14 protein-coding genes are annotated in these 14,054 nt (G+C 57.2%); 9 read left to right on the forward strand and 5 right to left on the reverse strand.

What is annotated here, in order from left to right; all coding sequences use genetic code 11:
- Nucleotides 1–46: 46 nt before the first annotated feature.
- On the forward strand, nucleotides 47–394 hold the full coding sequence (locus E3E36_RS03525) for a signal recognition particle protein Srp19 (RefSeq protein WP_167894745.1): 348 nt from the start codon (nucleotides 47–49) through the stop codon (nucleotides 392–394).
- Here E3E36_RS03525 and E3E36_RS03530 read toward each other — a convergent pair whose 3' ends face one another.
- Nucleotides 395–640: an Lrp/AsnC family transcriptional regulator gene (locus E3E36_RS03530; RefSeq protein ID WP_167893983.1), complete on the reverse strand. Its 246-nt coding sequence runs from the start codon at nucleotides 638–640 to the stop codon at nucleotides 395–397.
- A gap of 226 nt (nucleotides 641–866) precedes the next feature.
- Between E3E36_RS03530 and E3E36_RS03535 the strand changes: the two genes are divergently transcribed.
- The 5 genes from E3E36_RS03535 to E3E36_RS03555 all read left to right on the forward strand — a co-directional run bounded on the left by E3E36_RS03535 (nucleotide 867) and on the right by E3E36_RS03555 (nucleotide 7,296).
- Complete coding sequence (locus E3E36_RS03535; RefSeq protein WP_167893984.1) at nucleotides 867–3,056, forward strand: ABC transporter substrate-binding protein; 2,190 nt, start codon at nucleotides 867–869, stop codon at nucleotides 3,054–3,056.
- 81 nt (nucleotides 3,057–3,137) lie between these two features.
- Nucleotides 3,138–4,139, forward strand: a complete 1,002-nt coding sequence (locus E3E36_RS03540; protein ID WP_148883445.1) for an ABC transporter permease — start codon at nucleotides 3,138–3,140, stop codon at nucleotides 4,137–4,139.
- A 15-nt stretch (nucleotides 4,140–4,154) separates the two neighbouring features.
- The gene (locus E3E36_RS03545) at nucleotides 4,155–5,333 is read left to right on the forward strand and encodes an ABC transporter permease (protein ID WP_167893985.1); all 1,179 of its coding nucleotides are present in this window, start codon (nucleotides 4,155–4,157) and stop codon (nucleotides 5,331–5,333) included.
- Nucleotides 5,326–6,306, forward strand: a complete 981-nt coding sequence (locus tag E3E36_RS03550) for an ABC transporter ATP-binding protein (protein ID WP_167893986.1) — start codon at nucleotides 5,326–5,328, stop codon at nucleotides 6,304–6,306. The genes E3E36_RS03545 and E3E36_RS03550 overlap by 8 nt, the downstream gene beginning before the upstream one ends.
- A 9-nt stretch (nucleotides 6,307–6,315) precedes the next feature.
- Nucleotides 6,316–7,296, forward strand: coding sequence for an ABC transporter ATP-binding protein (locus E3E36_RS03555; protein ID WP_167893987.1), 981 nt, complete (start codon nucleotides 6,316–6,318; stop codon nucleotides 7,294–7,296).
- 5 nt (nucleotides 7,297–7,301) lie between these two features.
- Here the strand turns inward: E3E36_RS03555 and E3E36_RS03560 are convergent, their stop codons facing one another.
- The gene (locus E3E36_RS03560; protein ID WP_167893988.1) at nucleotides 7,302–7,865 is read right to left on the reverse strand and encodes a hypothetical protein; all 564 of its coding nucleotides are present in this window, start codon (nucleotides 7,863–7,865) and stop codon (nucleotides 7,302–7,304) included.
- Nucleotides 7,866–7,937: 72 nt separating this feature from the next.
- Between E3E36_RS03560 and E3E36_RS03565 the strand changes: the two genes are divergently transcribed.
- Both E3E36_RS03565 and E3E36_RS03570 read left to right on the forward strand, forming a co-directional pair.
- A complete protein-coding gene (locus E3E36_RS03565) occupies nucleotides 7,938–10,118 on the forward strand; it encodes an ATP-dependent DNA helicase (protein ID WP_167893989.1) in 2,181 nt (726 codons plus the stop codon).
- A gap of 44 nt (nucleotides 10,119–10,162) precedes the next feature.
- Nucleotides 10,163–10,720 carry a dephospho-CoA kinase gene (locus tag E3E36_RS03570; protein WP_167894746.1) on the forward strand — a complete coding sequence of 186 codons (558 nt, stop codon included), beginning with the start codon at nucleotides 10,163–10,165 and terminating at the stop codon, nucleotides 10,718–10,720.
- On the opposite strand, the gene E3E36_RS03575 is transcribed toward E3E36_RS03570, so the two are convergent.
- Nucleotides 10,706–11,515, reverse strand: coding sequence for a ZIP family metal transporter (locus tag E3E36_RS03575; RefSeq protein WP_167893990.1), 810 nt, complete (start codon nucleotides 11,513–11,515; stop codon nucleotides 10,706–10,708). The two genes, E3E36_RS03570 and E3E36_RS03575, sit on opposite strands and share 15 nt — an antisense overlap.
- 72 nt (nucleotides 11,516–11,587) lie before the next feature.
- Between E3E36_RS03575 and E3E36_RS03580 the strand changes: the two genes are divergently transcribed.
- Nucleotides 11,588–12,001 (forward strand): RNA-binding domain-containing protein, encoded by a 414-nt coding sequence (locus E3E36_RS03580; RefSeq protein ID WP_167893991.1) that lies wholly within the window; start codon nucleotides 11,588–11,590, stop codon nucleotides 11,999–12,001.
- Nucleotides 12,002–12,014: 13 nt separating this feature from the next.
- On the opposite strand, the gene E3E36_RS03585 is transcribed toward E3E36_RS03580, so the two are convergent.
- Together E3E36_RS03585 and E3E36_RS03590 are read right to left on the reverse strand one after the other, a co-directional pair.
- The gene (locus tag E3E36_RS03585) at nucleotides 12,015–13,295 is read right to left on the reverse strand and encodes an ABC transporter permease (protein WP_167893992.1); all 1,281 of its coding nucleotides are present in this window, start codon (nucleotides 13,293–13,295) and stop codon (nucleotides 12,015–12,017) included.
- A complete protein-coding gene (locus E3E36_RS03590; RefSeq protein WP_167893993.1) occupies nucleotides 13,292–14,050 on the reverse strand; it encodes an ABC transporter ATP-binding protein in 759 nt (252 codons plus the stop codon). The genes E3E36_RS03585 and E3E36_RS03590 overlap by 4 nt, the downstream gene beginning before the upstream one ends.
- Nucleotides 14,051–14,054 lie beyond the last annotated feature (4 nt).

A 14,054-nucleotide genomic window follows, 5' to 3' on the forward strand; every position in this document is an offset into this window, starting at 1 on the left:
AAAGGGTTTTTAACAGCGCGTCTTTTAAACCTTTCAGGTGGGGAAAATGAGAAAGTTCGTGGTGTGGCCCAACGAGCTCGATGCAAGGCTCAGCCGGAAATACGGAAGGATGGTGGGCAGGGAACTTGCCATCGACGGACCGAAGGTTCAGGAGATAGCCGATGCCGCGCTGGCCCTCGGGATGAAGGTGATCGAGCTCGATGAGGAGAAACTCAACCCCCGGCTGGCAGGTCTCGACGATGAGTACAGGCTCAGGGGAATGCTCCGAATCGAGAGCAGGCACCCTAAGGGCAAATCCCTGAGGATGCTTGGGCAGAAGATCAGGGAAATCAGAAAGACCCAGGTTAAGCCCCGGGGCAAGAAGAAACGCAAATCCGGGAAGAAAAAGAGGTGATCACTCCTCTTCTTCCATTTCTACGACTATGGCGGTAGTGGTATCGATAACGCCGTCAATGTTGTGTATGTCGTGGAGTATCTTCCTGGTGAGCTCGCCGAGGTCGTTGGCCTCGATATGGACTATCGCATCGTACGGCCCGGTGACGGCGTCGGCCTTGGTGACGCCCGGAATCTGTTTGAGCGCCTCTATGACGCTCTCGACTTTCCCAATCTCAACGGTCAGTAAAACGTACGACCTAACCATTTTTCATCACCGCGGAAAGGCTTTACGTCTCTATCTAGCCCTCCAACTCATTTAAGCTTTTCGTAGTTTTTTCGGATATCTTTGGGGAGTTGCATATTGAGAACGCTGCCTATAAGTAACCAATAGTGCGCTTAAGAGGCTTACACGGCACTAAAAGTGGTATCGAAAGATTTATTACCTCATCAATCCTATAGAATATGCCCTTAATGTATAGGGGTGGGTATTAATGAAGGTCAAGGGTTCAATAGCCCTGTTAGTGGTTTTTTTGGTGGTTTTTTCTGTTGCAGCCAGCGGCTGTATAGGTGGAAGTAGCGGTGAGACAACCACCATCCCGCAGAGCACCACGGAAAGTCCGACGGGTGCCCAGACCACGTCTTCTGAGGCGACTTCCGGCGGTACCACCACGACATCAAGCCAGTCGACCACCCAGACGCAGGCCCCCGCGGAGGTAAAGCCCGGGATACTGGAGATGGGTGACGTCTACGTTGTCGTCACCGACAAGAGCGTCGTGGTCGTCGGCCCGAAGGGTGCCAGCCCGACCGTTGACATCCCGAGCGACAGGAAGGTCATAAAGGTCGAGTACGAGGTTGACACCGCCAACACCCCGGACGTCAAGACCCTCATGGAGAAGGGTCAGGGATTCGGTGCCATCGATCCGGCCTTCTTCCGCGATGAGCACGTCGATGCCCTCGTTGTGGCCGCCAGGCGCCAGACCGACCCGACCATAAGAACCGAGCTCTTCAAAGCCGTCTACATGCTCGGAAACAAGCTTGCCCCCGAGGTTATCCTCGGTCAGAACAAGCAGCTCCGTGTTTACTGGGACTGGGTCAAGGGCAGGTACTACCACCCGACCCTCGCGGAGCGCTATGACCTCCTGAGCGAGGACCAGAACGCCCCCTCCGTCAAGATCGGTATTAAGGACTACAAGAACGACCCCGAGACCTACACCATAGCCACCATTGGCTGGCCGGAGAGCTTTGACCCGGCCATGACCTACGAGACCTTCGGATGGGAGATCTGGCACGAGGTCGGTGACACCCTCGTCACCTACTGGAAGGAGGAGACCGAAGAGGTCAGCCCGGACCTTGCCGTTGCCTGGGCCCACAACGAGGACGGTACCGAGTGGTACTTCCTCATCCGCGGCGGTGTCCAGGCCTACGACCCGTGGGACGACAAGACCTACCCGATCGACGCCACCGACGTTGCCTTCACCTTCCTCCGCGTTGAGAGGCTCGGCCACAGCGTCAGCTGGATGGTTGACAGCTTCATAGACGTTAACAACTCCGCCGCCATCACCGAGGACGAGTTCGACCAGTACCTCAAAGAGCACCCGCTCATAGCTGAGTTCAACGGCAAGAGCACCGAGGTCAAGAGCCTCGACGAGCTCAAGCAGTTCTTCGGCTACAGCGGCGACACCGCTGGAGTCTTCAAGCTCGTTCTCCCGGCCCCGTACGCCCCGGTTCTCGGAATACTCGCCGACCCGTTCCTCAGCGTCGTCCCGATGGAGTACCTCCTCGGCGACAAGTACCAGGAGGCCCTCCAGGCGAGCGACAACGGCCACAACCCGAGCGCCTGGTGGAGCTACCTGAGCGAGGGCAAGAGCGACCCGACCCACCAGCTCATGCACAACAAGCCCGTCGGAACCGGACCGTTCTACATCGCCGACTACCAGAAGGACGCCTACATAGTCCTCGAGTACAACCCGCACTACTGGAACGCCACCGCCAACCCAGGCCACAAGAGGGTCATCTACGTCATCAACAGCGACGCCATGGCCAGGATCAACCTGTTCAAGACCGGCACCGCCGATGTCGTTGCCATACCGCCCGAGAAGATGGACACGGTTAAGGGCCTCGAGCTTCAGGGCTTCAAGTCCGTCGTTAAGACCGACATCCTCCAGCCGATACTGACCTTCCTCGTCTTCAACACCCAGAAGGAGCCCTTCAATGACCCGCTCGTCAGGGAGGCCATGGCCTACGCCGTTCCGTACGACCAGATCTCCCAGGTCGTTTACCAGGGACTCCTCGCCAGGAACTACGGTCCGATACCGAAGCCGTGGCCGGGCTACACCGAGGAGGGAATAATCAAGTACAACTACAACCTTGCCAAGGCCAAGCAGCTCCTCAACCAGGCGGGCGTTGACCCGACCGAGTACAAGATCGAGCTCATCTACAACGAGGGCAACAGCGCCCGTGAGAAGATCATGACCCTCCTGCAGAACGTCTGGAGCCAGCTCGGCTTCCAGGTTACCATCAACAGCTACAACTGGCCGACCTACCTTGACAAGACCGAGCACGGCGAGTACGACGTTTACATCGTCGGCTGGGTCCCGGACTACCTCGACTCCGACAACTGGGTTGGCCCGTTCCTCTACGGCGCCACCGAGTTCACGAGCGTCGAGGTAAGTGTCAGCTGATTCTGATCTTTCTTTTTTTCTGTTCGTGGTTTTTGGCGGAGATCTAGAATGATAAAGTCAACGGCACAGGGGGGAATCGGATTGGCGAACCTGAAGAAGTTCCTAATAAGAAGGCTCCTCACGTTTATCCCCACCCTCATTGGAGTTACCCTCATAGTCTTTCTGATCGCCTACGTCATCCCTGCGGACGTTGCCAGGGCATGGGCTGGCGGTGAGAAGGCGAGTCAGGCGTACATGGAGCAGATAAAGAAGGAGTACCACCTCGACGAGCCCTGGTACGACCAGTACTGGTTCCTTGTGAGCGGACTGGCGCGGAACAGCATAATCGACCCGAGGACGTCCAACTACGTCCTTGACGATATAAGAGATCGTTTCCCCGTGACGTTTGAGTTGGCATTGGTGGCGTTCTTCTTCATCCTGATAATAGGTATTCCCCTTGGTATAATCTCGGCCCTTAAGAGGAACACGTGGGTAGACACCGTTATCAGGTTCTTCGCCCTCACCGGCGTTTCAATGCCGGTCTTCTGGCTGGGCTACCTTCTCATATACGTGTTCTTCGTCGAGGTTCACTGGATAACGCTCGCCGGCTTCCCGGCCCCGCCCGAGCACCAGATAACCCACATCCCGATGATAGACGCCCTCATCACCGGGGACCTCTCAACCTTCAGCCAGCACCTCCACAGGCTCTGGCTCCCTGGCTTCACGCTGGGATTCATGGGTGCCGGCGTTCTCGCCAGGTTCGTCAGGAACAGCTTCCTTGAGGCCATAGGCAGCGACTACGTTGGGTTCCTCAAGGCCAAGGGCGTTCCCAAGAGGGGAATCTACCGCCACGCCCTCAAGAACGCCATGGTTCCGATAGTCACCGTTCTCGGCCTTCAGTTCGGAGGCCTCCTCGGCGGAACTCCGATCACCGAGACGGTGTTCGGCCTCCCGGGAATGGGTTCCTACGTCATCGACTCAATCAGGAACCTCGACTTCCCTGCGGTCGTGGCCATAACCATGATCTTCGCCCTGATATTCCTCATAACAAACCTCGTCGTGGACATACTCTACGCCCTGATAGACCCGAGGGTGAGGTACTGACGCTGGGGTGATAAAATGGGCAGGGAAGAGTACAAATCAAACATTCTGGACAAGCTCTCCGACAAGCTCGTCGAGGGATTTGGAAGCTTCATAGGCCTGTTCAAGAAGGACTGGAAGAAGAAAAACCGCTCCAAGATGGAAGAATGGAAGCTCATGCTCTACGCCCTCAACCGCTCCCCGCCGGGCCTCATAGGACTGGCGCTCGTGCTGATGTTTGTGCTCCTCGGCATATTCGGCCCCAGCCTCGCCACGTGGAACTACAGGTTCTTCCCGACCAACTACAACATGAGCACCTACCTCGCCCCGCCCGGCTCGACGTACTTCCTGAACGTTACCGAGCTTAGGGGGGACAACATCATCCAGTACACCACGAACATCCACTACACGCTCGGTGCGGACAACTTCGGTAGGGACCTCGTCAGCCTCATCCTCTACGGAGCCAGGGTCTCCCTGGTGATATCGATAGTCGTCATAGTCCTCGGTGTGCCCCTGGGCATCATCCTGGGTCTCATCGCCGGGTACTACGGCGGCAAGGTTGACGAGCTCGTCATGCGCATCACCGATGTGTTCCTGGCCTTCCCGGCGCTCATCCTCGCCATGGCCTTCTCCGCCGTGCTCCCGCAGAGGCTTCAGAACTTCATCTCCACCCATGAGTCCGTCCAGAGCTTCGTGCTGTGGCTCTTCGCGCTTGAACCTCAGGACGCCGGCAATCTCGGAAAGCTCCTCGCCGTCATACTCGCTATGATCATAGTCTGGTGGCCTGCCTACGCCAGGATAACACGCGGTTCGACTCTCACCGAGAGGGAGAGCCTCTACGTTGAAGCCGCCCGCGCCATAGGACTCAGCTCCAGAACGATAATGTTCAGGCACATCCTGCCCAACATCATCGGCCCGATACTGGTTTACATAACCCTCGACTTTGGAGGCGTCATCCTCATGGAGGCCGGCCTGAGCTTCCTGGGCCTTGGTGCAACGCCGCCAATAGCCGACTGGGGTAGGATAGTCTACGACGGCTCCCAGTACTTCCCGGAGCACTGGTGGCTCGTTACGTTCTCGGGCTTCATGATCATGCTCGTGGCCCTCGGATGGAACCTCCTCGGTGACACGATGAGGGACATCCTCGACCCGAAGACGAGGAGGAGCATAGAGTTCAAGGTTAAGAAGGCCAAGAAGGAGGGTGAGAGCAATGCCTGAGCCGATCCTTGAGGTTCGCGACCTGACCGTCCACTTTTACACCTACGCTGGAATAGTCAAGGCCATCGAAAGGGTTTCCTTCGACGTCTACAGGGGCGAGACCTTCGCGCTCGTCGGTGAAACCGGCTGTGGAAAGAGCGTCACCTCGCGCGCACTCACCCAGCTCATCGAGAGCCCCGGAAAGATCGTGGAGGGCAGCGTGATTTACCACAGGGAGGATGGTTCGACCGTCGATCTCCTAAAGCTGGGCACTGAGGAGATAAGAGACATAAGGGGCAAGGAGATAGCCTACATCTTCCAGGACCCCCACGCCTCCCTCGACCCGCTCTACACGGTGGGGTATCAGATAGCCGAGGGAATGGTGGTTCACAACACAGTCAAGGACTGGAAAGAGGGCTTTAAGAAGGCCGTCGATATTCTCCGCCGTGTTCTCATCCCCGACCCGGAGAACAGGGTAAAGAACTACCCCCACGAGATGAGCGGAGGAATGAAACAGCGTGTCGTCATCGGAACGGGCGTCGCCAACAACCCCAAGATACTCATCGCTGACGAGCCAACGACCGCCCTCGACGTCACGGTCCAGGCTCAGATACTCGAGCTGATGAACAAGCTCAAGCGCGAGTACAACACCACCGTGATACTCATCACCCACAACATGGGAGTGGTCGCTGAGATGGCCGACCGTGTGGCGGTCATGTACGCGGGTAAAATAGTCGAGATAGGCTCCGTTGACCAGATATTCAAGAACCCGCTTCACCCGTACACGCAGGGTCTCCTAAGGGCAGTTCCCAACCCGCTGGCCAAGATAGAGCGGCTCGAGACCATCCCGGGAACGGTTCCCAACCTGATAGAGCCGCCCGGAGGATGCCGCTTCCACCCGAGGTGCCCGAGGGTCATGGGCGTCTGCAAGGATAGGGTCCCCGAGCTGAAGGAGATAGAGCCCGGTCACTTCGTGGCGTGCCACCTTTACTGAGGTGATACCATGAGCGAGCCGATACTCGAAGTTAAAAACCTCAAGAAGTATTTCCCCATCAGAGGCCTTTTCAGAACTGAGGGCTACGTCAAGGCCGTTGACGACGTCAGCTTCAGGATAAACCGGGGTGAAACCTTCGGTCTCGTCGGAGAGAGCGGCTGTGGAAAAACAACCACCGGAAGGACCATCCTCCGCCTCATCGAACCCACCAGCGGTCAAATCATCTTCCAGGGCAAGGACGTCACGAAGCTCAATGGCGAGGAGATGAAGTGGTTCCGCAGGAAGGCCCAGATCATGTTCCAGGACCCCTACTCCTCACTCAACCCCAGGCAGACGGTCTTCGAGGTCATCATGGAGCCCGTCCGCTTCCACAAGATACCCGTTGATGACCCCGAGGAGTTCGTGATAAGGCTCCTGGAAAGCGTCGGCCTCAACGAGATGCACCTCTACCGCTACCCCCACGAGTTCTCCGGCGGGCAGAGGCAGCGCATAGCTTTGGCGAGGCTCCTCGCGCTCAGGCCGGAGTTCATAGTCCTCGACGAGCCGACCTCAGCGCTCGACGTCTCGGTTCAGGCCAACATTCTCAACACGCTGAAGGACCTCCAGAGGCAGTACGGCTTCACCTACCTCTTCATAAGCCACGACCTCGGAGTCGTCAAGTACATGAGCCACAGAATGGGAGTGATGTACCTCGGAAAGCTCGTGGAGGTCGGCCCGGCGGAAGAGATCTTCGAAAACCCCCTCCACCCGTACACCAAGTTCCTGCTATCTGCCATACCCGTTCCCGACCCGGAGCTGTCGAGGGAGCTCAAGGCAAAGCGCATGAAGGTTGAGGGGGAGCCACCGAGCCCGATAAACCCGCCCCAGGGATGCCGCTTCCACCCGAGATGTCCATTTGCCAAGGCAGGACTCTGCGACAAGAAAGAGCCCCCGCTGGTGGAGGTCGAGAACGGCCACTACGTCGCCTGCTGGCTCTACGGAAAGGCATGATTTTTCTATTCTATCTTTTCCGTTCTCAGCCATTGGAGTGCCATTCCTGCGTTGGAGTCTATTTTGAACAGTTCCCTGTAAACGGGGTCGCTGACTTCCCCACCGTTCACCTCAAACTCGAGGACTGCATAGCCCCGGGGTTTCACCACAGTTTCCCCCAGCTCCGCGGGACTCTTTATCCCGAGGACCTTCCTCATTATCGCCAAGGCCAGCAGGGCTTCCCGGTTCTTCTTGGCCAGCTCCTCGTCCCTGTCCACGTGCCGCTGGTGGCCGGTTGGTATGCCGATGATTCTCCAGATGTTCCAGCGCCTCATGTGGTGCGCCCTCTCGTTGAACCTCTCGCCGCTGAGGTCGTAGAGGGTCACGAAGAGGGAAGTCAGGTAGTTCCTCAGGGAGTCCTCTTCCAGCAGGGCCCCTCGAGGTCTGGCCTCGAGCCGCTGGAGGTTTTCGGCCTTTCTTATCAGCGTTGCACGCCTCTCGGGTTTCTCCACCCTCAGCGAAAAGTACGCGTCCACGCCGTACATCCCGGTTCTTGTCTCGAAGAGCACGTAGGGAACCCTCAGCCTCATGCATCTCCCCCCGTTGAGTACGTGGGATAAGCATATAAAACCGCCGACAGAGTAATTGCGGAGCTGAGGGCCATGAAGGTTGAGGATCTGCCCGTGGACGAGAGGATCAAAAGGGTAGTACGCGAGAGAGGCATAGAGGAGCTCTACCCGCCGCAGGCAGAGGCTCTGAAGAGCGGCGTGCTGGAGGGGAAGAACCTAGTTCTGGCCATCCCGACCGCGAGCGGAAAAACCCTTGTCAGCGAGATAGTCATGGTGAACAAGCTCCTCCAAGAGGGTGGTAAGGCCGTCTATCTCGTTCCGCTGAAGGCTTTGGCTGAAGAGAAGTACCGCGAGTTCAAGGAGTGGGAGAGTTTAGGAATAAGGGTCGCAGCAACCACCGGCGACTACGACTCGACCGACGAGTGGCTCGGCAGATACGATATCATAGTCGCCACAGCCGAGAAGTTTGACTCCCTGCTGAGACACAGTCCCAAGTGGGTGAAGGACGTAAAGCTGATCGTCGCCGACGAGGTTCACCTCATAGGCTCCTACGACAGGGGGGCAACCCTTGAGATGATCCTAAGCCATCTCCTTGGAAAGGCCCAGATTTTAGCTTTAAGCGCGACCGTTGGAAACGCCGAGGAGCTTGCAGAGTGGCTCGATGCAGCCTTAGTTGTCAGCGATTGGCGTCCGGTTGAGTTGAGGAAAGGCGTCTTCCACCTGGGAACCCTATTTTGGGAGGATGGCAAGATCGACCGCTACCCGGAGAACTGGGAGAGCTTAGCTATAGACGCTGTGAAGAAGGGCAAGCAGGCTTTGGTCTTCGTTAATACGAGGAGAAGCGCTGAGAAAGAGGCGGTTTCTCTATCATCGAAGATTTCTCGGCTCCTCACGAAACCTGAGACGAGGCAGCTTGAGGGGATTATTTCCCAGATAGAGGACAATCCAACGACCGAGAAACTCAAGAGGGCCCTGAAGGGGGGCGTGGCCTTCCACCATGCGGGCCTGGGCAGGATTGAGAGGGCCCTGATAGAGGACGCCTTCAGAGAGGGCTTGATTAAGGTTATAACGGCAACGCCAACCCTCAGCGCCGGAATAAACCTCCCAGCGTTCCGCGTTATCATAAGGGACACCAAGCGCTACGCCGGCTTCGGCTGGACTGACATCCCCGTCCTCGAAATCCAGCAGATGATGGGAAGGGCGGGGAGACCGAAGTACGACCGCGTTGGAGAGGCCATAATCGTTGCCAGGACAGATGAGCCGAGGAAGCTCATGGAGAAGTACATCCACGGTAAGCCTGAGAAGCTGTTCTCGATGCTCGCCAACGAGCAGGCCTTCAGGAGCCAGGTTCTCGCTTTGATAACCAACTTCAACATAGGGAACTTCCGCGAGCTGGTGGACTTCCTTGAGAGAACCTTCTACGCCCACCAGAGAGGAGACATAGCGGCTTTAGAGTACAAGGCGAAGAACGTCGTCTACTTCCTCATCGAGAACGAGTTCATCGACATGGACATGCAGGACCGCTTCATGGCCCTGCCCTTCGGGAAAAGGACGTCGCAGCTCTACATAGACCCTCTCACGGCCAAAAAGTTCAGGGACGCGTTTCCAGCTTTGGAGAGGAACCCCAACCCCTTCGGAATCTTCCAGCTGATAGCGTCCACGCCGGACATGGCGACGCTCACAGCGAGAAAGCGCGAGCTGGAGGACTACCTCGACCTCGCCTACGAGCTCGAGGACAGGCTCTACACCAACATCCCCTACTACGAGGACTCGCGCTTCCAGGGCTTCCTCAGCCAGGTGAAGACGGCTAAGGTTCTCCTCGACTGGATAAACGAGGTTCCGGAGGCGAGGATCTACGAGACCTACAACATTGACCCCGGCGACTTATACCGGATTCTTGAGCTCGCCGACTGGCTCATGTACGCCCTCATCGAGCTCTACCGCCTCTTTGAGCCAAAGGATGACGTCCTCCAGTACCTCCGCGACCTGCACCTCAGACTGAAGCACGGAGTCAGGGAGGAGCTCCTCGAACTGGTCAGACTGCCCAACATCGGAAGAAAGAGGGCCAGGGCACTTTACAACGCGGGCTTCAGAACGGCCGATGACATAATGCGCGCGAAGGTCAGGGATCTCCTCGAGGTGGAGGGCATAGGCATGAAGGTTGTGGAGGGCCTTTTCAGGCACTTCGGTGTCGAGATGCCTGGAAAGGTAAAAGAGGCAGGGAAAAAAGCGGAAGCCAGGAAAAAGGGCACTTTGGACGCGTTCCTCAAATAGGGCTAACTTTTTAAATCCCCCAATTTTATCCGGGCGTGGGCACTATGATAATCATCGTGACCGGAATGCCTGGTTCGGGAAAGAGCAAAATCGTCCACGAGTTTGAGAGGAGGGGTTTTCCCAGCGTTTCTATGGGGGACGTCGTGAGGGAAGAGACGGCAAAGCGCGGTCTGGAGCTGACCAAGGAAAACGTCGCCAAGGTTAGCATCCGTCTGAGACAGGAACTCGGACAGAACGCGGTTGCAAAGCTGGCGGTCGAGAGGGTGAAGCACCTCCTCGGACGCAGCAGGGTCGTCGTTATTGACGGCGTCCGCTCGCTCGACGAGGTCGGAACCTTCAGGAGCGCCTTTCCTGGGGAGGATATAGTCATCATCGCCGTCCACACACCGCCCCACACGCGCTTCGAGAGACTCAGAACCAGGGGCAGACACGACGATCCGAAGACCTGGGAGGACTTCGAGGAGCGCGACTGGAAGGAGCTCAAGTTCGGAATCGGCAACGTCATTGCAATGGCGGATTACATGCTCGTCAACGACGGCCCAAGGGAAGAGTACGAGGAAAAAGTAAAACGCCTAGTGGACAGGATCCTAGCCGAGCATTGAGTCCAGGAAGAGCATGACGTAGAATCCGGCAAAGAAGCCGAGCGTCACGAGGGTATACCTTTCCTCCCTCCGGTATATTTCCGGGATCATCTCCTTCACCGTCACGTAAAGCATGGCCCCGCCGGCAAGGCCGAGACCGTAGGGGAGAAGCCACGAGAAGGCCCCGAAGAAGTAGGCCCCGAGGAGAACCATCGCCATCTCCGCGAAGCCGCTGAGAACGCCCATGGCTATCGGCATCACGCGCTTTCCCTGTATCGTTGCGAGGGGAAGCGCCACTATGGTGCCCTCGGGAAAGTCCTGTATGCCTATCGCAAGGGTCGTGACGAGCCCCGCCTCAAGGCTGTAAACGAGGGAAGTTCCAACGGCCATCCCCTCCGGGAGGTTGTGGATTATCACGGCTATTACCAGAAGCCACACTTTTCTCAGCCTGTCTTTCATGGCCTTGGGGCCCTCATAACCCATGACGAGGTGCTCGTGCGGGAGGAAGCGGTCTATGAGGTATATGGCAAGCACACCAAGGGCTATTCCTATCCCAGCAGGTGTGAACGAGCCCGTCATGTCTATCGAGGGCAGTATCAAACTCGTGAAGCTGGCCACTATCATGACGCCGGCGGCGAAGCTCAAAGCGAAATCAACTCCTCCTTCAGGCAACCTCTTCGCGAATATCGCCACCATGGCCCCGAAAGAGGTCATCAGGGCCACGAACAGGCCGGCATAGAAGGCCACCCACATCATGCTGCCGTTTGAAAGGTCGAGTATCCACCCGGCCAGTGTTCCGATGAAGTTCTCTAACACCTTTAGGCCACCCTAAAACATTGGGCGGTGGGTTTTATAAGGCTTCTTCCGACCTTACCCCGGTGGGAAAAGATGGAGCTGTTCGAAGAGGTCGAAGTTGAGGCTTATGTTTATCCAACGGAGGACATCGAGAAGGTAAAGAGGGCGATGCTGAACCTCGTTCCGGATCTGGAGTTCGATGCATTTGACAGGGGCGATTACATTATCCTCACCGGAAAGACGAGGAGCAGGAAGGCCCTGAGCAGGCTCTACGAGCTCTTCAGGGGTCAGGCGATACTCGACACCGCCAGGAGTTTCCTTGAGGAGGGCTACTTCGGCGAGGAGATAATCGTGAAGGTGAACAAGCAGGCCGCCTACGCGGGCGTCGTCAACTTCAACGAGGAGTCTCCCCTGGGCCCGATAACGATAATAATCCGCACGAAAGATCCGCAAAGGCTCATGAAGTGGCTCGCGCCGAGGACGAAGGACGGTGTGCCGATAGAGTGAAAAAAGAAAAGCCTCACCCCACCTTTTTCTTCCTGCCCCAGCTGACCTGTGCCGTCATAATCCTCTCGCTGGAAAACAGCCGGGCTGTTGCGTAGAGTATGAGGAGCGCTATTGCTGCCAAGTAGACAAGGCTTGTGAGCAACGGCCTGTAGTCCCCCAGCAATACATAACGGTAGTCTATGACGGGGTGAGTGAAGGGCACCGCCAGCAGGGCGTACTTAGCCATCACGGGCAGGTCATTGATGTCTGTGTACATGAGCAGAAATGCAGGGAAAGCGAGCGGGAGTATCACCGCGCTGACAAGCGTTGTGGCGCTCTGAACGTCCTCCGCGAAGGTGGCCACTATCATGGCCAGACTGAGGGCAATTATTATCGTCAGGAACACCACAAGGGCAAAGAGGCCGGCCCCCGTGGCGGTAACCACCAGCCCGAGGTCTTCGAGGCTTACTCCGCTGGACCCCAGCCCGAAGGAGCCCATGTAGTACTTCATGCCCACCATGTATGCCACCGCCGCCACCAGTCCCATCATCGCGGTGCCGAATATCTTGGCGCCAACGATGTGGGTTCTCGGGACCGGGAGCGTTAGGAGCGTCTCCAGCGTCTTGTTCTCCTTCTCGCTCGCTATTGCTCCAGCCGCCATCTGGGAGGTCACCATGACCATTATGAACACTATAAGCGGTATCGAGAACGCCTGGGCCGCTATGACGGTCGAGACCACCGTCGGGGAGACGTCAACGACGTTGCCGTTTATAACCGATCTGCTGACCGTCGTTATCGGCTGGAGTATTGCGTCCGGGTTTTCGGCGCCCAGGTTCCTCACCTTTATCCTAGCTATCTCCTCGCTAAGAACCTGGAGGACGGCGTTTATCCTCCCCTCGCTTACGCTCTCCTTTATCCCGGCACCGATGCTCGTAAAGATGCCGTAGATTTCAACGGTCGCGGTTTCGTTGGCCTGAAGCTTCGCCGTGAAGTCCTGCGGGATGACGACAAGGACGTTCTGCTTCTCCTGAATCGCCCGCTGTATGGCCCCGTCTATGGATGTGGCGTTAACAACGGTGACGGTTACGTTCGGGGTCACCTCAAGGGCCTTTATGAGGAGGCCGCCGTACGGACCGTCGTCAAAGTTCACTATGGTCACGTGGGTCTCTCCCCGGGCCTGCTCCATTCCGACGTTTACCGCTTTGCCCATGACAGGTAGGAGGATCAGCGGGACTATAACGAGGCCGAAGACAAGCTTCCTGTCCCTGAAGAGGTTTTTCAGCTCCTTCATCGCCATGACCCAGAAGTCGCTCATGCACCCTCACCCCCAACGGGCTCATCGATCTCTGCCCCTACGGCCCTCATGAAGACCTCCTCAAGGTTCTCCGCGCCGTATCTGTCCTTCAGATCCTTCGGCGTGCCGACCTCGACTATCCGCCCCTTGTTTATCAGAGCAACACGGTGACAGAGGTGCTCGACTTCGAGCATGTTGTGGCTCGATATGAGGAACGTAACACCCTCGCTCCTCGCGAAGCGCCTTATCGTCTGCCGTATCGAGTATGCGTTCACTATATCGAGGCCGCTCGCAGGCTCGTCCAGTATGGCTAGCCTGGGGCGCACCATCAGGGCCCTCGCTATGAGCAGCTTCCTCGTCATTCCCTTTGAGTACGTTGAAACCTTGTCGTTGAGCCTCTCGCCGAGACCGCTTAGCTCCACGCCGAGCTCCAGCATTTCCCTCGCCTTCCTCTCGTCCTTCGCGTAGAGCCTCGCCATGAACTCAAGGTACTCGTAGCCTGTGAGGTTTTTGTAGGCTCCAGCCTCTTCCGGCAGGTAGCTGATGAGTTCGCGGACTTTGGAGGCGTCTTTGACCACGTCATGACCGGCTATCTTCGCGGTTCCACCCGTTGGTTTGAGAAGGGTTGAGAGTATCTTCAGGGTAGTGCTCTTTCCTGCCCCGTTTGGCCCGATTAAGCCGAATATCTCGCCTTCATTGATGGAGAAGCTTATCCCTTTGAGTGCCTTCACCTTTCCGTAGTCCTTCTCCAGGTTCAGGACTTCAACCATCGGCATCTTC

Source organism: Thermococcus sp. M36, from assembly GCF_012027355.1.
GTDB lineage: Archaea > Methanobacteriota_B > Thermococci > Thermococcales > Thermococcaceae > Thermococcus.